General features: G+C 31.7%; 12 protein-coding genes. 3 read left to right on the forward strand and 9 right to left on the reverse strand.

Features of this window, described 5'->3' with window-relative positions; all coding sequences use genetic code 11:
• Positions 1 to 5: 5 nt before the first annotated feature.
• The 7 genes from Q0820_RS11925 to Q0820_RS11955 are packed head-to-tail and all read right to left on the reverse strand — an operon-like array spanning position 6 to position 14,517.
• The gene (locus Q0820_RS11925) at positions 6 to 398 is read right to left on the reverse strand and encodes a hypothetical protein (protein WP_298487866.1); all 393 of its coding nucleotides are present in this window, start codon (positions 396 to 398) and stop codon (positions 6 to 8) included.
• 12 nt (positions 399 to 410) lie between these two features.
• Complete coding sequence (locus Q0820_RS11930; RefSeq protein ID WP_298487867.1) at positions 411 to 5,405, reverse strand: hypothetical protein; 4,995 nt, start codon at positions 5,403 to 5,405, stop codon at positions 411 to 413.
• Positions 5,406 to 5,407: 2 nt separating this feature from the next.
• Entirely contained in the window at positions 5,408 to 6,145 is a 738-nt protein-coding gene (locus tag Q0820_RS11935) for a hypothetical protein (protein WP_298487868.1), read from the reverse strand.
• On the reverse strand, positions 6,123 to 11,870 hold the full coding sequence (locus Q0820_RS11940; RefSeq protein WP_298487869.1) for a hypothetical protein: 5,748 nt from the start codon (positions 11,868 to 11,870) through the stop codon (positions 6,123 to 6,125). Before Q0820_RS11940 ends, Q0820_RS11935 begins: the two co-directional genes overlap by 23 nt.
• A gap of 7 nt (positions 11,871 to 11,877) precedes the next feature.
• Positions 11,878 to 12,513, reverse strand: coding sequence for a hypothetical protein (locus Q0820_RS11945; RefSeq protein WP_298487870.1), 636 nt, complete (start codon positions 12,511 to 12,513; stop codon positions 11,878 to 11,880).
• The gene (locus tag Q0820_RS11950; RefSeq protein ID WP_298487871.1) at positions 12,491 to 13,039 is read right to left on the reverse strand and encodes an OmpH family outer membrane protein; all 549 of its coding nucleotides are present in this window, start codon (positions 13,037 to 13,039) and stop codon (positions 12,491 to 12,493) included. The genes Q0820_RS11945 and Q0820_RS11950 overlap by 23 nt, the downstream gene beginning before the upstream one ends.
• Before the next feature lie 2 nt (positions 13,040 to 13,041).
• Complete coding sequence (locus Q0820_RS11955) at positions 13,042 to 14,517, reverse strand: hypothetical protein (RefSeq protein WP_298487872.1); 1,476 nt, start codon at positions 14,515 to 14,517, stop codon at positions 13,042 to 13,044.
• Between the two features lie 299 nt (positions 14,518 to 14,816).
• Here Q0820_RS11955 and Q0820_RS11960 point away from each other — a divergent pair, with 299 nt between their 5' ends.
• Positions 14,817 to 15,473 (forward strand): response regulator, encoded by a 657-nt coding sequence (locus Q0820_RS11960; RefSeq protein ID WP_298487873.1) that lies wholly within the window; start codon positions 14,817 to 14,819, stop codon positions 15,471 to 15,473.
• A 442-nt stretch (positions 15,474 to 15,915) separates the two neighbouring features.
• Here the strand turns inward: Q0820_RS11960 and Q0820_RS11965 are convergent, their stop codons facing one another.
• Positions 15,916 to 16,431 carry an NUDIX domain-containing protein gene (locus Q0820_RS11965; RefSeq protein ID WP_298487874.1) on the reverse strand — a complete coding sequence of 172 codons (516 nt, stop codon included), beginning with the start codon at positions 16,429 to 16,431 and terminating at the stop codon, positions 15,916 to 15,918.
• Positions 16,432 to 16,680: 249 nt separating this feature from the next.
• Between Q0820_RS11965 and Q0820_RS11970 the strand changes: the two genes are divergently transcribed.
• A complete protein-coding gene (locus Q0820_RS11970) occupies positions 16,681 to 17,979 on the forward strand; it encodes a leucine-rich repeat-containing protein kinase family protein (protein ID WP_298487875.1) in 1,299 nt (432 codons plus the stop codon).
• Positions 17,980 to 18,138: 159 nt separating this feature from the next.
• Positions 18,139 to 19,827: a PQQ-dependent sugar dehydrogenase gene (locus Q0820_RS11975; protein ID WP_298487876.1), complete on the forward strand. Its 1,689-nt coding sequence runs from the start codon at positions 18,139 to 18,141 to the stop codon at positions 19,825 to 19,827.
• 67 nt (positions 19,828 to 19,894) lie between these two features.
• Here Q0820_RS11975 and Q0820_RS11980 read toward each other — a convergent pair whose 3' ends face one another.
• Complete coding sequence (locus Q0820_RS11980) at positions 19,895 to 21,460, reverse strand: alpha-L-fucosidase (RefSeq protein ID WP_298487877.1); 1,566 nt, start codon at positions 21,458 to 21,460, stop codon at positions 19,895 to 19,897.
• Between the last annotated feature and the right edge of the window lie 203 nt (positions 21,461 to 21,663).

Consider the following 21,663-nt stretch of genomic DNA (forward strand, 5'->3'; position numbering starts at 1 on the left):
TTTTTTTAATCTATATTTTTTTGGTAAGAATCGATAACCTTAAAATCTTTATCTATAAGTTTTACTATTACGGATGGCTCTGATAATAAACCATAATTATGCGTAAACTTAAACTCTACATTGTCTAAAAAAACTTGGTTCTCTTCTCCTTTAAAAAAGAGATAATATCTACCATCTCTCTTTTTATTTAGAGAAGCTTCATAAATATCTAAAGATTTTCCTTTTTCTAAAAAGTGAATCTGAATATATTGTATATCAATATCTCCTGAAACTTGTAATTTTAGTTCATAATTATTCCCATCTATTCTTTCTATCTCATAATCAAACAAAGCCCCATCCTGAGCAGTAGTAATAAAAGAAAATAGTATAAACACGAATAAAACTGCTATTTTTTGCATATTGCTGGCTTTTTAATTTTGGTCGATTTTTACTTCAATTCCAACTTTTGGTGATTCTACAGGAGTAGTAAAAGAAGGATCATTTGGTGAAATTGGTGTTGTATTTGTTTTAATATATTTATCTCTTTCTACAAAAGTATCTCCAGGCCCTGTTGGGTTATCTCTTGTTACATACGGGCTTTCACATTGAGAAAAGTCTTGTACTACCCACTCTTCATCCTCATTCATTACATATACTGCTTCTATAGGAAAACCATCCACATCATACGTAAGAGACGTATTGTAATTTCCATTAGCATCGCATTTGCTTGGAATATCTAGTACTATATCCCATTCTTTAGCTTGTATCCACCTAGAATATTCCGCATAGGTTAGTGATCTTCTTATATCCCAAATAGAGGGGTTAGAATTATAATCATATTTTTCAAAAGTTCCTGTTGTCGATATATTTTCAATTATTGTTACCTCACCAGTATCTACAATAGATGCATTATTAGGATCTATAACTTTAAGAGTTTGGTTTTCTCTATTAGATAACCCAGTTACCACGGGGCCACTTACACCGAAGTCTATATAGGAAATATTAAAATCGTTACTTGTTGCTGGACTACCACCAAATTCTAACGGAGATCTTGTTGGCAAACGACATGGTTCATCTGTACAAGCAAATGAAGTAATAGCACATTGCGATTTGCATTGTTCCACTATTTGATCTACCATTAATTCTATATCTGCTAATGGTACAATATTATCATTTGCCGTTATTTTACATTCTCCTATCTCATAACAACGATCCACAAAAGCTTTAATTAACTGCTCCCTAAATTCACTCCTTCTTTCATCGCAATCTCCTGCGCATTCTTGTTGCATAGCATAGGCATCATTCTCTATAAGGCTGACCCCGCTAGTTTGCACATCTCCATTAATATCCTTTAACTCCACAACACCATTAGACTGTAGAGAAGAAAAAGTATTAACTAGATATGTATCTACTAACCCTTTGGATAAGTATTTTAAATCTACCAAAGCATCTAAAGTAATATCGCTATTCGTATACTGCAGTTGAAAATCACCCGTATTACTTTGATCTTCATTTAATAGTATACCATAATCCGGATTTATAACATACTCGGTATCTTCATAATAATTTTCGCAATTAATTACCACTCCTGCTTCTGGCTCTACAGTTTCTTTATAGTTTTTAATCATATCATAAAACGTAAAGCGCTGATCACAACTCCAGTCTTTTTTAGTATAAGGACAGGTTATATAACCTAATCCACAAAAGTTACAGGGCACAGGGTCTTCAACTGTACCGCCACAACAAGGCACCTCATTACCATTAATATCATAACAAATATTGGGGTCTCTATAGCAAGTTTGCACCTCTAAATCTGGAAAAGTACCCGATTCATACCCATAATATTTAAATGCATACACCGGATCCTGTAGATAAGGAAAAATTTCTTTAAGAATATTAGCAGTCTCTATCTCAGGATCCGAAGGCGGAGTTACATATGTTCCTGCAGAAACATCTGGATCTATAGAAAAGTAAGACCAATTCTCTCCTTGTCCTCCATTTGAAAGTCTTTCTCTGTCATATTCCCCATTACCAGGAGACCCATCAAAATCCGTAGAAAATTCTGAAAATTCGCTAGTCTGATCGGTTTCATCTGGATCCAATATATCTGCAAAAGCATAGCCCGTGCATTCCAAAAAGGTCTTAACCAAACTTCCATTTTGTTTTTCTACCTCGTCTGCTATATTGTCCGTTGTGCCTGCTTTTTGCTTTTTTAGTTTCCTTTTTATTTTTGCTCTAGAAATTAAACGAATAATCCAGCTATCAATACTCTCCGCAATATCATCTACTGATGCCCCCTCTTCTTCTTGATCATCTACATTATCCGATACATTGCTACTTTGATCTATATCTGCTTGAAAAGGTTCAATGCAAATACGATTTACAAGTTCTATTACCAAAGGCTCCCAACATTCAGCTAACTCTTGAACAGAATATTGTGCGTTGTTAATTCTAACAGGAGCTTCTGCACCATCGCAAACGTGATAACCGTCTATTGGAGGTGGCAATGGATCTCCCGTATTTGCTAATATATCTCGACTATCTGAACCATCAATTCTATTTGCACAACCAACACTACCATAGCTATCGGTTGCCATATGATAAACCATTTGATTTAACAAACCTGGTTTATGCCAACCACGCATAGCATTATAAATATCGTTTTCTGCATCCGTTATTAAATACGTTGGGTCTACCGTACTCTTACATTGGTACAACATTGAAATAGCATATCCTTCAAAATCTAATGGATAGGCGTTTCTGTTAATAATTGTGATATTTCCATTTCCATCGTCTTCGTATAGAAAATTTTCCTCTGTTTGTGTTAGAAAAAATGTATTTGGGTTTATAAGATTGGAAGATGGTGAGTAATAATTTGTTGCTGTATTTACTTGGTCTACAGCAACAGGGTCATCAATATAAGCCTCCATAGCTTCTGTTGAAGGTTTTTTAAATGGTGGTGTAAAGGCAATTGGTATATCAAAATCACAACAAGGTGTAGAAAACCGCACTTCGACAGGTACAATATCTCCTAAACTTGTGGTAGATCCATAATCTAAAGGAACAAATTCACCAGCGTCATCCACAAAAACTATAGTAACACTATATAAACTTTCGTTGCCTTCATAAAAATCTAAAAATTCAGCAGGGGCTTCTGGATCAGCACTATCCTTTCTATTAAATTGATACGAAATATCTGAACACCCTTCACAATTAAATTCTAATAATCCATTATTCTGAGCTAATTGCTGTTGGTATATTTTCTGTCCATAAAAAAAGATATCATGGTACAAATATTCCATTTCTTCCTCACAGTCTATTTCGTCCAAAGCACTGACTAACCAAGCAAAATAAGGTTCAATAAGTTTTTTCGTATTTTCCTGAGAGGTTACTAACTTTCCAGTTATATTGTTGGAAGGAACTAAACTTTTTTGAATGTAATAACTTCCAGTATCCAAAGTTACAGCTCCAAAATCAATAGTAATTTGTTCATCTAATGGATCTAATAAGGAATCTGCTATACTTTCTCTGTAGAACTCTTTCACTACTTCTCCTGTTTCCACGTCAAATATCTCTATGCGCAGTTCATAATCTAACTCAATTTCTAGATTATTACACAACCCTTCTAATACGGGTTTAGTAATTGAATAACTAATATTAACCTCGGTAGCATCCTCCAAAATAGTAATTCGTTTGGAGGCTTTAAATCCTTTTTCAGTTTTAATATTATTAGATATTTTATCATTTACCCCTGAAACAGAGGAAGATACTGTATCTATATTATCTAATACAGAATCATCTTCACTAAAAGTTAGTCCAGTTGCAATGGTATTTCCTTCTTTAGTGATGTATGCTACAGATTTTGTATTATTTGGATCAATTGTTATTACTTTCGCGGTGCTTTCTGGATCTGGTGCTTCATCTCCAAAAAGGGATACTAATTCTTCTTCCGTTGGAGTACCGTATAGTGTTCTGACAGTACGCCCTTGATTAGATGCCTGACTACCAATCATATGAGTTTTCCCAACTCCAGACTGCTCCACCACTCTATCTGTACCATCATTACTAAAAATTACTCTAGTATATGGATACCCTTCTGCATCAGGAATTCTTTTGTCTACATTAAGACTAGAGTAATAACCAAAAGCACCCGTAGCGTCAATTACAGCAGGTTGTGTATAATTTAAGGCATCATCAAAATGTTTTGCACGATACAATTCTCCATTAGTAGTTACCAAATTACTTTTGTATTTGTTAATTCTTTCTCCTTCCAAAGGAACTGGTAAAGTTGTTAAGGTTGGTCTTCCTGAATTATCTAATATTGTTTGAGAAATAATTTTATAATCCTTGGACGGAAAATAACGCTGCGTTTGTTTTACCTGATTTAAAGTGGTGGCATATGTTGCTTGCTCACTTATTTTATTTCCTTCGGTAAAAACTCTACTATATTGATAATTTGTATTATCATCTGGATCCGTAAAGAAAAAAGCCTCATTTGTTCCTGTAGGTACAACAAAAGAATAATCACTTGCATCGTACATAGAAGTATTCCAAGCGCCCCAGTTTTTACTATTCCCTGCTCCATTTTCATAAAAAGTACCTAAAGGTCTAACTCTCCAGACATAGAATCCTTGCCCTTCTCCTATAGTTAAAGAAATTTGTTTCTCTGAACTATAGGTTTGAAAACTTAATGCTTTAGACCAATCTAAATTGGTTGTAATATTTTGCTCGTCGGTAATTTTTGCAGCATCTTTATTATATAATCGTAAAAGTTGAAATTCATAATTAGGAGCATCACAAGTATCTAACCACTCAAAAGAAACTTCTTTACTATCCGTAACAGAAGTACTACCAACTAAGCTAACTAGATTATTGGATACATCTAACCCATATTGCAACTCATAATTTAGACTTATCTCTAAATTAGTTTGTAAGTCAATTGCGGTATTAGAATCTACTGCCGAATTAACCACAACGGTAACTGCGTTTAGTGTTTCTGTTAAGTAAGACAATCCAGTAGCAACATTCGTATCATCTATGTATTGATTTAAATCTAAATAGACTAAACCCTCTGGTTTTTGATTATCTAAATTCAAATCAAAATTTATAGTGGGGTTAACAGCTCCTGTTGTCTCTAGAATAACATCAAGATTAACAGTAATATCAAAAGGAATACCTACTGTTCCACTTCCAAAATTATACTGTTGTCCTAAATCTAATTTCACCCATACCTTTCCATTTTGAACGATAAAGTTGGAACATGGTGTAGTAAAATTTAAACTTCCTGTTGTTGTAATCCCAGAAGTAGGAACAGCAATCATAGTATTATCTGTTTTAACTCCTAAATCTTGAGAATGTAGATTCATAACCATAACAAAAAGGCTTATGGTTAGTAATAGCTTGGTATAAATCTTTTGACTTTGCATTCTTATCTATTTTCTCTATTATCAATTATTTCAAATCCCTTATATGCAGGCTTTAATTCTTTAGCCCTAAACAAGGCTGTAATTGGGGATGCTATTTTTTTTGAGCTATTAAAATCAAGAGCCTCATATACTATAGTCTGATTCTTTATTTTGTTATATCTATTATAACTATTGTCTACACTTATAATTCGTTCCGACTTATTATTATAAGTTATTTTTTGTTGTAGCAACTTAGTACGCTTAGAAAATTCTGCACTTGGTTTTACTGTAATAATAGTTATATCGTTTTGTTTTACACAACTAATTTCTACAGCAGAATTTAAAAGACTTCGTTGTATATCTAAAAACTTCTTGTAAGTATTAGCATCATTAAAAATTCTTGGATCTGATTTATTCCAATATATTTTTTTAATTTTTGGTATTACAACAAAAACATTTTCTTCATCACCAAAGACCTTCATGTTTTGATCTTTCATCATTAGCATATTCTTACTGGTCATTACTTCCGTAACTGTTTCACTGGAAGATATCTGAAGTTCTTTCGAAAATTCAGTATGCATACGATATCGCACATAATAAACCTTTCCAGATTCTGGTTTATTCATCTTTTCCATTTTTTCTAAATAGGAAAGAATTTTATTTTTACATTCATCAAATGGCGTAACCGTATTAGAGATACTATACACCGGCATTAAAAGAAAAATAATTGCTGTTATTTTAAAAATCTTCACGGTCTTCACGAGGTGTATTATATTGAGTTTCTGTTATCGTTTTTAGTCCTTTTTCCGTTTCTATCAACTTCCTAACCAACTGTCCTTCATTATTATATTGATAATACAAACCAAAATGTTGATCATCAAAAAGGGTCAACAATCTTAGAGATTTTACATCATAGACAAAACAAGTTGTTTGTGATTCTTTTGGGTTAAATTTTATATCATCTATATAAGTAGTATTTACATTATCAAAAGTTAATTGCATGCTTACTTCCTGATTTATAGGAAGAGAATTAGCATTAACAAAGACTCTATACAAACTCCACTCTCCTGTTTTAGCTACAAATTGCGGGATATAAGAATCGCCCTCTACCAAAATATTAGGGTTTTCTAATTTATTCTCCGATTTTGTCCAAAATTTAAGCCAACCACCTGTATCACTTAACAACTTTCTTGATATAACATTATTTACAATGAATGCCCCAGAAGTAATTTGCTGAGAATATTGTCCGGAGTGCGCTACTCCAAAAACTAAATTTGGAAGTGTAACGTCTTGTTTATCTTCAAAATGCTCAAAGTAAATCTCATCATATCTTGCATTTTGTGCAATCATTACCGGCTGTGTAAAGTTGTATCCAAATCTAGAAGAGCTAGGCACTCCCAGTACATCTTCTTCCTCCAATGCATTTCCGTTTGGAGAATACTTAGTAACTTCACTTAATTTAACCCATCTTTCATCTTGAGATGCATTTGAAGTATAATTAAATGGTGTATAACCTTCTAAAATACCACCATTAAATATTTTTCCGAACTCAGTTATCCTATTAGAGGATTTGCTAACCTCTCCTTTAAAAACAAAACTTTGATGTAATCTCCATATCTTCTCTAATTCCGTTGTTGCTCCCGATGAATTATATATAGAATTAATATTGTCATCAATCCATGTAGTTACACCTGCCAAAGTATTAAATGTGTTGGCTCCAGAAGATATTACTTTATCCCCTTTAATATTCCATGTTCCACCTAAATTTATCGGATTGGCACCATCGCCATAAGTTATAACCTGTCCTGAGCTAGCCAATAATTGATTTGTATAACTCTCATCTTCCGTTTTTCTTCCCATTGCAGCATAGTTCCAATGCGCAGGAATATTCATGCTATAAATAGACCCGTCATGTTTCTCTCCTTCTGCAGATACTATTCCATGATAAGCATCATATGTTTTAGTAACCACTGATCTTCCTGTTGCATTATCAAAACCTAAATTTTCTGTAATAGACGCTATATTATCACTATAAGAAACTATTTTCTTTTGAATTGCTGGATAACGAATAACTTTAGAAACAGCATATTTACTTAATTTCTGCTCAGCAAACGAAAACTGAAGCCATCCTGAAACAAATATTGGAGGAGGAAAAGTTAAACCTGCACTCACATCTATTTCAAAATTAAAATCTAAAATTTGATTTTTAAGTTTAAAATTCTCCATAGTAACATCCATTTCCTTACCAGGAGTGTCCATGTAATAGGTTCCATTACCTTTTAACATAGGCACTTTTTCGCCAGGTTCGTAGTAATAAAAATCTTGACCTGAAGAAATAAAACTACTATTTCCATTAGCGTAATCACCTCCGTACGTTCTAATTGATTTTGGTTTACCATCCATACCACTTTGAATAAAACGGAAACCTTGAGAAGCCCATGCCTTATCTAAACTATAACTAAAATTTGGTGTAGGAATACGCAATTTATCATCATAACTCTCATCTTGAAGAACAGAGTAATCAACACCTTTAACTGGTTTAGCTACTCCTATATCATATTCACGATTATCATTAGGGTCATTTTGAGAGTAGTCATAAAGTTTATCAAAAGGATAATCTCTACACGTAAAATACTCGTATACTGTATGGCCAGATCCCGTTTTACCTCTATGGATATTTTCAACAACAACTCTTGCATGCTTAACTGAAGGTGATGGTAATAAGGATTCCCCTATAGGCCCCTCAGATTGCTCCCTATCTTTACCAGCAACCAATCTATTTAGCCAAGATTGATCCTCTTTAGGCAAAAACCCAACTAAAGGGTTTTCTTCTCTCATATCATTTGGTTCATTAGTAGCTACCCCGCTACTTCTCCCATCTTCTAGTTGGTAATTATACTGCTGTCCGTAAATAGCAGCATCCCCAGTTTCAATACCTTTATCAAACATTAAAACTCTTTTCACTCGCATACCATCACCTCTTTTTGCCTTATTAATTGGTATTTTTAAATACGAAAGCGAAGGGTTTATTGCTTTACAAACTTGTGTTTTTAATGGGTATTTACTATTAACTGCCAAGCTGGAAACCAAAGTCATACCAGATGCAGTTATTCCTGCGACTTTTACTGCATCTCCAATATTATCTATCAACTTACCATCACAATCTGCAAGTTGATCCATTTCTTTTCCAAATATTTTTTCAATTTTTGATTCGCAACCTGCTGTATACTTACCCCATCGTTGCGTAACATAATAATCATAACATGCTTGCCTTGGTGTTAGTCTATACCCTTCATCTTCCACGGGATCATCAAACAAACCAACACCTATTAAATTTTTACCATCATTACTCCCGTCTAATTCAATAGAAATTGCCCCGCCATTGAGCTTAACTTTTTTTACTTTAGCATAACCAGTTAGGTATTCTGACTTACAATCTTCCAAATCGGGATAAGAGCCTTCTAAAGCGTACAATAATTTAAAATATATTCGGTTATCTGATTTTAAATTACCAAAGTCATTACTGTATACATTATTGTTTGACAAATTAGTAGCATCGTAGTCCTTCAAAAAATATGCTCTTAAATATTCATATAATTCTTGAATTTTATCCGCATCTTCTGTGCTATTATATCCAATATCACTTAAATCTAATGTATATTCAGGATTTTCATAATTATCATTGGCAGATATTAATTTAACCAATGCCATAACATTACGATCTTGGACATAGGAATAATCTTTACTTTCATATTCTACTAAAATTTGACCCCCTGAAGGTAAAGTTACCTGCTTCAATTGCCATGCAGCTGGGTCAAAAGAATTTATTGGGATATCTCCTTGGTATGGCCATTTTACAATATTTAAATGCCTCTCTGCACCTGCGTACTGATTACCCCCCCATGCATCTAAAGTATAAGGACTATATTCCGGGTTTTGAACATTTACAGAATAGGTGTTACTCAAATTAAAAAAACTATCCAACTCCGAATGTTCATCTATTAAATAAGTGGGATAATCTGCAAAATCTTTATATCTATAATCAAATTTATAAGAGCTTGTACGAGCATTAACTACCCCTTCAAATTCGGACCACACTTTTCTAAGGGTTAACTTACCACTATTTAACTTTGTTGTATTTGATGGAAAGTTACCATTAACATTATTTGGTAAATTAGGAACAAGCGAATAGTCGTATTTAAAATTGGTTGTCTGTAGCGGAACATCTGGCCTATCTTTAGAAAATAAAACAACTTTTTCTAAATATTCTAATTGTTTCAATTCATTTTTAGCACTAGGATTAATAGCTGCTGGATCACTAAATGCCAAATCCGCTGCTGCCAAACCATCAAATCTATCCAAACCAGAACCTTGCAAATATTTTGCCTGAATATCCGAATCATTAACACCAAAACGAGTTGGCTCACTTTTATTTGTAACAAAATAAGCTACATGCGTTTTTGTCTCTACTTTTTTAAGAAAATTAATTTCTTTCTCCCCTGTTGTCACAAAACCAGTATCATCCTTTAAATCCGAAATAGAATTTTTACTATAAAAAAGTCCGTTATACGGTATTCTCCAACGATACCAATTGGAGTTACCCTCATCATTGATATCTCCATATTTTTTAAAGTATTCAAAGGAAGTCCATCCTCCGAAATCTGATTCATCAGGACCAGGAGTACCTAAATCTATATAATCAGAAGTTACAATATTTGATAGAAGAGAAGTAGCTGCATACCCTTCTTTCTTAACATCTCCAACCACAACTCTATGTTGGCACTCTTCAACATTAAACTGATTATCTAAATACAAATTCTTAAAAGCAAGATAATTTTTCTCTACGATATCTTCTTTCTGAACATCAATAGATAGAGAAGCTGTATTTTTAACCATCATATCTACATCATAGGTATATTTTAAACCTGCCTCGTTATAAATACTAAAACCGCTATTTGTTCCTTTTTGAATAAAAGAAGAACCAATTGCTTCTGATTCATTTAAATTATTTACACCAGATGGAGCAGAACCAGAAACATTTGTTATTCCTGGAAAATTTGGTGAAGCCTTTAATTTAGATTTAGAAATATTAGTATCTCCATATTCTACTTTGCCTCCCATATCTCCATAAAAACGATATTGATAATCATTATTAGAATCACTAAATTGGTTTTGATTACTCCATTCTTTAATAGTAGATTTATTATTCCCAAAAGCAAGATTTACACCAACGCCTACATTGGTTCCGATAGCCAATTCCACTCCTAGTCCAAAAGTTTTTATTTTGTTATCATCCCCTTCTATTTTTTCGGGAAAATAATTACCAACACTTTTCCTATATGGCCTAAAACCTCCAGAAAGTCCTTCTCCAGTTAACATATAATTATCCGGAGTTGAGAATGGAATACCTATGAAATAATCACGCTTATCAAAAGACTGTGCTTTTTCTGTAAAATAGTCCATTCTATATTTACCCATCTCACTTGGGGTATTTTCATACCCATAAGTGAAAACCGTTTCAAAAGCTTCTGATATATTTAAGCTAAATGCTCCTGTTAAACCTGTTTCAATACCCACTGGTGCTACTGCTGGGTTTATTTCTACACCAAAACTGGTATTAAAATTGTATCCTTTAAGTTTAGAAAGTGATGTTTGTACTCCGTTATCGGTAAAACTCTTAAATCCAAATAAACTCTGTGCAACTGTCCCTGCTGCAGATAAAGCCGAACCTTTACTAGCCAATATTTGTTCATTAGCCGTAACCTCTTTATCAAATTTAATTAATCCTTTATTTTTTACATTTTGTTTCTCCTTAAGAACTTTTTTTTGCTCTTTCTTTAGTAAACTAAAAGGATTAATAGTTGCACTAAAAGTAATCCCTGTAGCAGACCTATTCATAGAAAGACTCCCAAAACCCTTAGAAAGACTTAATGATATTGTTTTTGCTAGACCTTGAAAATTATTGTACCTAACATATTTTGACACTCCTAAACCTAATCCTCCGCCAGAACTACCACCAGAATCTTCACCTGAATTACTAAAAAACTCAAGATTAAGCTTTTCTGAACCACTAAGCGTCCAATTTGGCCTTGTCCTATTATATATATCTACAGGAGTATTATCATACTCATCTGGGAGCCCTCTTACTCCCTTATTAATAGCTCCAGGATTTAAAGTCCATCCATGGCCAACCCAGGAAGACTCTTCTTCTGGTGATGCCCCGCTATGATAAGATAATGACATAGCATAACCTCCTCCATCTGGACCAGGAATTTGTATAACAGGTAAATTATAAGTAAAGTTACCAGATAATGGGTCTACTAAATTAGTAGTTGCAACTGGCTCAAAACTTGAAAATTCAGGCGAAGCTGGACCTGATGTTAAAGCATAAATAGTATTACCCGATGGTATTACAATAGTTAACATCATATCTAACAACAAAATATAACTCGCTGCTTTTATGTATTTTCTACAAATAGAAATCATAATCTTATTAGTTTATAAATAGTAATTCTGGTAAACACTTAATTTTTTTTTTGTCGAACACAAAATGATTAATTCCTGTTTCAAAAAAAGGATCTTCAAAAACTATATCTATTTTATCTGAATCATCTTCTATCTCTTTAACTTTTGAAAAAACAATGTAAAATGTTTTTTTTCCTCCAATTTCATAGAGATTTTCAAAAGTTGTTAGAACTGGTTTAAACTTTTTTCCATTTTCTGTTTTAAAAAAAATATATTCTTTTATTTGAAAATTAAGTTTTGACACCCTTTCCTTAAATTCTGAAACACTTTGAATATTGTAATTAGTTGCATCTACTCCGGGAATCTGATGCTCAATTGTAAATAAAAAAGTTCTAGACTTATTAAATTCATTAAATAATGATTCATATTTTTCATCAGAATCAAGCCCCCCTTTTTTAACTTCTAAATATGCTAAATACTCCGGAGGAAGATATTTTAAGGATAAAGAAAACCCATTAGCGGAATTCCTTTTGAGATAACCATTTTCTATTTGATTAAGCCAATAGAGAAATTCACCTTCGTTCTTAAAAGAAGAATTACACCCTGTACCCAATAATATACTTAGAAAAATAAACCAAAATCTATTCTTCAACCCCTTTAACATATTCTTGATTTAATGCTTCAATTATTTCTTCTGTAATATCACTTTTACCTTCGACATATAGTATATTCCCTTGTCCATTTGCACCTAAAATGACTTTATAGCCTTTTGACTTACCATATCTTTCAATAAAACCATTTACTTTATTAAAAACTGCTTGAAGTATTTTTCCCTCTTCTTTGGAGGACTTTTCTTCAATGGTAGCTCCCGTTTTAAGCAAGACTTCTTTCATCTTGACCAACTTAGCTCTCTTTATGTTTTTTTCCTGCTCATTAAGTTCCGACTCTAATATTTCAAATTCTTTACTTTTAGATTCATATATTTTGCGCTGCTCTTTAAAAGATTTACTAAATTCCTTTACACGCAATTCATAGGCATCTTTAGCTTCCTTAAAACCATCATATTCCTCTATTACTTTTTGAGAATCTACTACAACAACAGAATCAGTTTTTAAAAAATTAGATATTAAAAAACATAAAAAAACTATGATCAAAAAAATGACCAAACTATATAAAATTTTAATTTTCATTATTAAAAAATAATAAATTGACCATTAAATACTTTTCCCTGCAATTGTACTTTAAACTTATAAACCCCTGGTGATGCTTGTGTTCCATCCCATACGAATTTATTCCCAGCAATATCTGGATCTATAATCACTGAAAAATCAGAAGGGCCAGTAATCTCCCAAGTCCCTCCCTCAATATCAATCAAATCATCCAATACCAGATCTAAGGGGGCAATTCTATTATATTCAACTCCGTTAATTAGATTAAGATCAAACGGATTAACTTTATTAAAATCTTCTTTACTATAAAAGCTTATATTATCCCCTTCTACTTTATAAAATTCAGGAGACAACAATAACCAAAGACCATTTTGAAATACCTCTATTTTATATTCTTCTTGTAACTTAGTTATCTTAAGATTTAAAGCCAAATTCTCTAAAGTTTTAGCAACATTAATTAATACAACCTCATTCTCTCCAGGTACAGATTGCAATTCTACAAAAACTTCGCTACTATTAGCCCCACTAGTTAAATCATTAATAACAGTATCTCCTGATGTAACTTTAAAAGTAGAAATTGGAAGACCACTTGTGTTAATTGTTATTCCAGAAATTTCAGAATCACAAGGCTGAGTAGTTGCATCCAAATAATCATCATTAACATCCGTATACCCTCCCTCTTTAATTACTCTTCCATTTTTATTTACGCGAGGAACACCCTCACCTATAACACCATCATTATCTGGATCCAAAAATCCTGCTTCTAAAACATCATTACATCCATCGCCATCACTATCCAAATCTAAACTATTTAAAATACCGTCACCATCAATATCCCGATTTCCAGAAGCTGAATTAATTATGAATTCAGAAAATATAGCCCTTTTATAATACCCATTTTCACCTTTAAAAGAAGTATCTAAATAAAAATCTAACCCTTTACCTACTTTAATAGATTTAATTTTATTAGCATTCTTAAAGAATACTAACTTACCATTAACATACCTAATTCTAAAATCATCACTATACCTATAAAACTTTTTATTAGTTACACGACTACCGTTTACATATATGGAGTACTTACCTCCGTCAAATCTTATACCGTAGTCAACATCAGAAAAATTAATACTTTCTTCATCAATACCAAAACCTACTATCGCTTTTGTAGATACTTTAGCTTTAAACGATACGACAAAATTATCTAAATAGCCAAAGGAAGTAAAAGGTTGAGAGTTAACGGAATTATTCCATCCACTATTACCACGAGTAAAGTAAACATTATTCTTATAAACGCTTACATTGTTACGATTAACCCAATTATTTATCTTAATTTTTCGAACCCTATTTTCGAATCTATCGAAAATACCATCATTATCATCATCAACATCTTTTTTATCTATAACCCCATCACCATCAGTATCTATTCTATTCTTTTTTTGTGAATAAGATGTACTAATAAAAAAAGTAGCAAGAAAAACAAATACTAATTTTCTGTTCATTAATTCGTTAATTTGGTTAGTTTCGATTTAACTAAAATTAGCTTTATACACTAATAAATAATTATAACAGTTATACTATGAGAATTTAAGTTCCTATAGGTATCAAAATTAATTCATATCACTCTAGTAAAGTGATAGTTTTTATATCATAATCTAAAAAACAAAAAAATCGCCTTCGCATTATTAAAAAACAGGAATTCAAAAAATTTTAACCCTTCAACTGAGTTGTATTTTCTTACATAAAAAAGAATTACACATAAACCAAGTAAACTATTAACCACTTTTTTTAACAAAATTTTATGCAAAAAAAATTACGCCTTCTTATTATAGACGACCATCCTATGACGACTTATGGTTATGAAATTTCTATAAAGAATATTGTACAAAATGATTTTATAGATATTCAAAAAGCTTGTAGTATAGATGACGCACTAAATTTTGTTAATACATCTATTGAAAACCCTTTTGATATACTTTTACTAGACATAAACATGCCTCCTTCAAAAAATCACAAGATTTTAAATGGAGAAGATCTTGGTTTTAAAATTAAAGAACTATCACCTAAGTCTAAAATTATAATTCAAACTTCTTTAACTAATTCAAATAGGATTAAATTAATTCTAAACAAACTACAACCAAATGGTTTTTTAATAAAGACACAAATTACACCTGAAATACTTATTGATGCAATATATGCGGTCTTAGGAAATGAAAATTACTACAGTGTAGAGATAAAACAATTATTAAAGATTAAAAAAATGGAGATTGATTCTTTAGATCAAAAGATACTATACTATATTTCGATTGGAGAAAAAATGAAAAACCTTCCCAATTATATCCCTTTGTCAATAGCAACAATCCAAAGAAGAAAGGCTAAAATTAAAATGAAATTTAATATTCCAGATTGTACGGATAGAGAATTATTATCAGAGGCAATTAACAAAGGATACATTTAATTAAATTCTTTTTATTATTAGTAAATTACAATCAGAAATATAGTAAGGAAAGAAAACGTCTATATTTTTAAATATCCAAGTTTTTTGTGGCTTTATAAAATTTAAATTAACATAATCATCCTTTACATGGCAAATAATTTTTCGGCTAGCCCTCAATTTTTATTTGCTATGAAGAGATTCAATTTAGAACAACTTTTTGTTGGAACAAATCTCGAGTCAATACTAACTAACACTCAAAAAATATTACATAGAACAACCATAATCATTTAACTTTTACTTTCAAGTCACCTATTCGGAGAGCATAAAATTAGAGACTTCTAAAACCTCCCGTATTTAAGTAATTAAGGCGATAGGTTCGAATCCCTCCGGCTCCACATAAAAAAACCACCAATTTTGGTGGTTTTATATTTTTATAGACCTCTCTGGTAATAAGCAATTAACTTTAAAAATTCTCTGCAATACGTTTTAATAAAAAAGTCTCGCGCTCTATAGACATCCCTTTTTTTTCACTTGTAGCAATAGTTTTTTCGTTATGCATTATGGCTTCATGAATATTTACCCACACAGCTCTCATTCCATTTTTTGTTTCGTATTCTTCCATTTTTGATGCTCCAAGTTTCTTATTAATAGTACAGGTATAGCAATAAGAAATCATGTGTTGCACATCATAATCTGGTTTATACCATGGCCTGTATTCTTCGTAAATTCCAAAAGGTTTTATATTCTTAATATTTTTTGCACCAGTTTCTTCAATAAGTTCTCGTACCATACCATCTACTTTATCCTCACTTGCATTTAACCCACCACCTGGAAGGCTATAATCTTCATATCTTTCTGTGTAAAGTAGTAAAATTGCATTCCCATCTATTACAATACTACGGGTGGCTAATCTTGTAAAAACCGATTTATTATCTAACGTTTTTATTTCAGGATGGTAATGGGTTTTTAATATTTGCATTGCAGAAATGAAGCTTTTTGCGCAAATATAGAGCAACTATATTATTAGATGGTATACAATAACTTTATTTATACTTCTCTACACAATCCTATAAATAATCTTTACTTCTTTTTACCTTCATTATAGTTTTTAAAAATTTCTTAAACCTATTACTTGGCAGTTTATCGTATTTAAATAATAATAACTTTCTATTTTCTTTATTAAAGTCATGCATAATAACACTTAAATTTGCGCACTGATATTTAAAACATGACACACTCTTTAGAAGAATTAAAATCAGGGAAATTAATTGGTGCAAAAAGATTAAAACTAGCTTGCGGATTAGAAGAATTTCCCGAAGAGATAATACACCTTAAAGAGACTTTAGAAGTCTTAGATTTATCGGATAACAATTTATCTAAACTTCCGGATAATATATCGCAGTTAAAAAAATTACGAATACTATTTTTTGCAAATAATAATTTTATTGAATTCCCTGTTATATTAGCAAAATGCCCTTCTCTGAGTATGATTGGTTTTAAATCTAATCAAATAAAAACAGTCTCAGAAAATGCATTTCCTTTAACTTTAAAATGGTTGATTTTAACCAATAATAAAATAGAAAAATTGCCTAAAAGTATTGGAGATTGTATTTTACTTCAAAAATGTGCATTAGCTGGCAACCTACTTAAAGATTTACCTACCCAGATGGAAAACTGCGTAAACTTAGAGCTCCTAAGGGTATCTGCCAACAAACTTACCGCTATTCCAACATGGTTATTTAATTTACCTAAATTGTCATGGATAGCCTTTGGCGGTAATCCTGCCTCTTATCAAATACAAATAAAAAATGATTTAAATACTTACGATTGGAAAGGTTTTACAATTAAAGAATTATTAGGAGAAGGTGCTTCTGGAGTTATTTCTAAAGCTCATTGGGATTTTAAAAACAAGGATGTAGCTATTAAAATTTTTAAAGGAAACGTAACTAGTGATGGTCTACCAGAAGATGAAATGGAAATATCTATTGCTGCGGGAGGGAGCAACAATTTAATTCCAATTTTAGGAAAAATAAAAAACCATCCTAATAAAAAGAATGGTTTAATTATGAAACTTATTTCTGCTACTTACACTAATTTAGGAAACCCTCCAAGTTTAGAAACATGTACTAGAGATACTTTTGACGAAAAATCTGTTTTTAATTTTCATGAATTACTTAAGATAGCAAAAAGCATTGCTTCTGTTTGTTCCCAATTACACCAAAAAGGAATAAATCATGGAGACCTTTACGCTCATAATATTTTAGTAAATGAAAAAGCAGAGTGCCTTTTGGGAGATTTTGGTGCTGCTTCTTTTTATGACACAAATTCTGAGTTATCTACTACTATTGAGCGTGTAGAAGTAAGAGCATTTGCGTGTTTATTAGAAGACTTATTAAATCTTGTTCATGATACAACGGATGAAGCCTCTAAAAAATGGCAAAATTTAATTGCAGATTGTACAAAATTAGAAGTTAAATTTCGCCCTAGTTTTTCTGAAATTCTAGAGTTATTAAACACATTTTCTTAAACAATAGATGAATAGTAACAACTCTTTTCCATACACAATTATAAAACTGATGTTTAATACCCTTCAAATTAATAAATATTAGTAATAAAATTCTTGATTATTGATTCTTATAAAAAAATAGCCTAAGTTTAAAACCTGTTAATTTTAAGAGTACTAAAAATGAAAAAGTTTTTTATAGTTATTATATCCCTAATTTCTTTACAACTATTACAGTCTTGTAAAGAAGAAAAAAAAGAAATTAGCAGCACTACACTACCTACACCAGATAAAAATAACGGAGATATTAGCTTGCCTAAAAATTTTGGAGCTTTAGTAGTTCATAATGGACTAGGGAAAATGGCAAGACATATAACAGTAAGAGATAATGGCGATATCTACGTAAAAATGCTAAAAAAAGTAGACAATAATGGTATAATTGCTTTTAGAGATACTACTGGCAATGGAAAATCTGACATTGAAAAAGAGTTTGGTAATTTCTCAGGTAGTGGTATAGATATTAACAATGGTTATTTATACGCCTCTTCTACAACAGAAGTGTATAGATACGCTCTTAAAAAAGATAATTTACTACCAAACTTAGAACCAGAATTGGTAATCTCTGGTTTTCCTAAACAAAATGACCATTCTTCTAAACCTTTTACTTTTGATGATAATGGTAACATATACGTAACCGTAGGCTCCCCCTCTAATGCATGTCAAAAAGAGGCTCGCAGCCCTGGAAAAAAAGGAATGGACCCTTGTCCGCATTTAGATTTGCAAGCAGGAATATGGAGTTTTAAAACTAACAAAACAAAACAAATTCATGGAAAAGATGGTTTTAAATATGCTACAGGTATACGAAATGCCATGGGACTTGATTGGAATTTTACTACCAACAGTTTATATGCTATGCAACATGGCAGAGACCAATTACACCAACTATGGCCAGATTTATATACTAAAGAACAAAATGCGCAATTACCAGCAGAAGAATTCTTGCAAGTAAATAAGGGCGATGATTTTGGATGGCCATACTGCTATTTTGACCAAAATGAAAATAAAAAAATGTTGGCTCCTGAGTATGGAGGTAATGGTACACAACAAGGAAGATGCGAGGGAGTAAAACCTCCTATTATGGCTTTTCCTGGACACTTAGCCCCAAATGATTTATTATTTTACACAGGCAACCAATTTCCTGAACGCTATAAAAATGGTGCTTTTATAGTATTCCATGGTTCCTGGAACAGGTCTCCTCTACCCCAAAAAGGATTCTTTGTAGCATTTGTTCCAATGAAAGATGGGAAACCATCTGGAGAATGGGAAATTTTTGCAGATAATTTTGCCGGCATGGAAGAGGTTAAAAACCCTGCAGATGCAATAAATAGACCTATGGGAATTGCACAAGGCCCAGACGGTTCTCTATATATTACTTCCTCTGCTACTGGTAAAATATGGCGCGTTATGTATTACGGAGAAAACTCTAATGTAAAAGAAACTGTTATAATCTATAAAGAACCCGTAATAGAAACTGCTACTAATGAAACTGATAACCCTAATGGAAAAAAAGTTTATGATACTTACTGCTTAGCTTGCCACCAAGCTAATGGAAAAGGTGTTTCTGGATTAAACCCACCTTTAGTAAATACAGATTGGGTTAAGGGAGATAAAAAAGCTCTTATTGGGGTATTACTTAATGGTATGGCTGGGGAAAAAGTAGATGGGGAAGTGTATAGCAATGTAATGGCTGCTCATGATTTTCTAACAGACAAACAAATAGCAAATGTACTAACCTATGTACGTTCTAATTTTGGAAATGATTATAGTAGTATCGCAAAAGAAGAAGTAGAAAAATTACGAGCAAATAAGTAATCTAAAAATAGTATTTATATTCATAAAAGTGTTTCTACTAAAACTTATAATTATAAAATATCCTATTTTAATGTAGTCCTAAATTAATTTCTAAAACATGAGCAAAATCACCCACTTTATCTTTTGGAAAACTTACTTCTAAAGCCTTTTCTTTTTGATTCCACTGAATTGTTTTTGTACTACCAAGCAAACTAATTCTTTTTATATTAAAAATTCCATATTCGGAGTCTTTTCCTAAACTTCTAATATTAACTATAGAGTTTATTGGCCAATCCATTATAATAGCATAAAGAATATTACCTTTAGTGGTAAAACGAATATCATTTGCAGTCATTTTTCCATTATTTGCCTCTGAATGATGTCCTTTAGCAACTTCAGTAGGTCCTTCACCAAAAGTTTTCCAATATTTAGTATTATAGATGGCATCTCCATTTACATTTAGCCAAGATCCCATTTTGAGTAATACCTCTTGCTGATCCTCAGGTATTGTACCATCTGATTTTGGTCCTACATTTAATAATAGATTTCCATTTTTACTAACAATATCAACTAAATCATCTATTAATTCATTTGCACTCTTAGATTCCCAATCAGCTACATAGCTCCAAGAGTTTTTTCCAATAGATGTATCTGTTTGCCATGGTAATTTTCTTATTCCAGGAAGCTTTCCTCTTTCCAAATCATAAATAACAGTCCCTTCTGGAAAAGCTTCATGAGAAAAATTTTTATCTTGGAGAACAACTTCTTTTCCCCATTCTATACCTTTATTATAATAGTAGGCAGCAAGTTTAGGTCTATACTCCTTAAAATCTGGAATATCTACATAAAAATCTAACCAAAAAATATCTGGTTGGTAATTATCTATAAGGTCTTTAGTTCTATTCCACCATTTTTCTTTAAATTCTTTAGAAACTGGTTCATTTAAATCTTTTCCTTTTGGGCTATATAGATCAGCATACTCAGGATCTGTGGTATCAAAATGGTCTTTTTTATTGTAAAAAGACCAGTTAAAAGCATAATGCGATGATGCCCCCATAATCATTCCCTTACTTCTACCAGCTTTAAATAACTCTCCTAATATATCTCTCTTAGGTCCCATATTCAGAGCATTCCATCTTGTAGTATTAGATTTGTACATCGCAAAACCGTCATGATGATCAGCAACTGGGACTACATATTTAGCACCAGCTTTTTTAAACAAATCTATCCATTCGTCTGGATTAAATTTTTCTCCCTTAAATAAGGGAATAAAATTTTTATAACCAAATTTTTTAGGATTTCCCCAATTTTCTATGTGGTGTGTGTATACTTTATTAGGACCATTTTTTTCATGTTTTAATTGTGCAGAAAAAGTAGCAGTATCCATGTACATTTGTCTAGGATACCACTCTGATGAGTATGCAGGCACACTATAAGCTCCCCAATGTATAAAGATTCCAAATTTTTGATTATTAAACCATTCTGGGTCTTTATAGTTTTTTTTGATTGATTTCCAATTCGGTTTATAAATTTCTACAGCAGTTTTCTCTTTCTTTTCCCTACTTTTTTCTTTACAAGAATTAATTAATGATAGTAATAAAAAAAATAATAATGTAGTAGTTATCTTTCCTTCAATTTTTTTCGTTATTGACATATATTTTAAAATAAGTAGCCTTAATTAAATAACAAATATGTTATTTATTCTATACCATAAGTAAAGATATTTTTAGATAAAGAATTTATACTATAGAAATCACATTAATGAACAACTGTTTTTTGAATTAACAAGGGTATTTGCTATATGAATTCATAGGGTTTTAGATTATTTTAAATTTATTTAGCCATAAACACTCAGAA

The organism is uncultured Maribacter sp., from assembly GCF_947495965.1.
In the GTDB taxonomy this organism is placed as follows: domain Bacteria; phylum Bacteroidota; class Bacteroidia; order Flavobacteriales; family Flavobacteriaceae; genus Maribacter_B.

What these genes read in the sequence shown, in the direction of transcription:
- Q0820_RS11925 (WP_298487866.1), bottom strand. Translation starts at nt 398, where the DNA reads ATGCAAAAAATAGCAGTTTTATTCGTGTTTATACTATTTTCTTTTATT.
- Q0820_RS11930 (WP_298487867.1), bottom strand. Translation starts at nt 5,405, where the DNA reads ATGCAAAGTCAAAAGATTTATACCAAGCTATTACTAACCATAAGCCTT.
- Q0820_RS11940 (WP_298487869.1), bottom strand. Translation starts at nt 11,870, where the DNA reads ATGATTTCTATTTGTAGAAAATACATAAAAGCAGCGAGTTATATTTTG.
- Q0820_RS11945 (WP_298487870.1), bottom strand. Translation starts at nt 12,513, where the DNA reads ATGTTAAAGGGGTTGAAGAATAGATTTTGGTTTATTTTTCTAAGTATA.
- Q0820_RS11950 (WP_298487871.1), bottom strand. Translation starts at nt 13,039, where the DNA reads ATGAAAATTAAAATTTTATATAGTTTGGTCATTTTTTTGATCATAGTT.
- Q0820_RS11955 (WP_298487872.1), bottom strand. Translation starts at nt 14,517, where the DNA reads ATGAACAGAAAATTAGTATTTGTTTTTCTTGCTACTTTTTTTATTAGT.
- Q0820_RS11960 (WP_298487873.1), top strand. Translation starts at nt 14,817, where the DNA reads ATGCAAAAAAAATTACGCCTTCTTATTATAGACGACCATCCTATGACG.
- Q0820_RS11965 (WP_298487874.1), bottom strand. Translation starts at nt 16,431, where the DNA reads ATGCAAATATTAAAAACCCATTACCATCCTGAAATAAAAACGTTAGAT.
- Q0820_RS11970 (WP_298487875.1), top strand. Translation starts at nt 16,681, where the DNA reads ATGACACACTCTTTAGAAGAATTAAAATCAGGGAAATTAATTGGTGCA.
- Q0820_RS11975 (WP_298487876.1), top strand. Translation starts at nt 18,139, where the DNA reads ATGAAAAAGTTTTTTATAGTTATTATATCCCTAATTTCTTTACAACTA.
- Q0820_RS11980 (WP_298487877.1), bottom strand. Translation starts at nt 21,460, where the DNA reads ATGTCAATAACGAAAAAAATTGAAGGAAAGATAACTACTACATTATTA.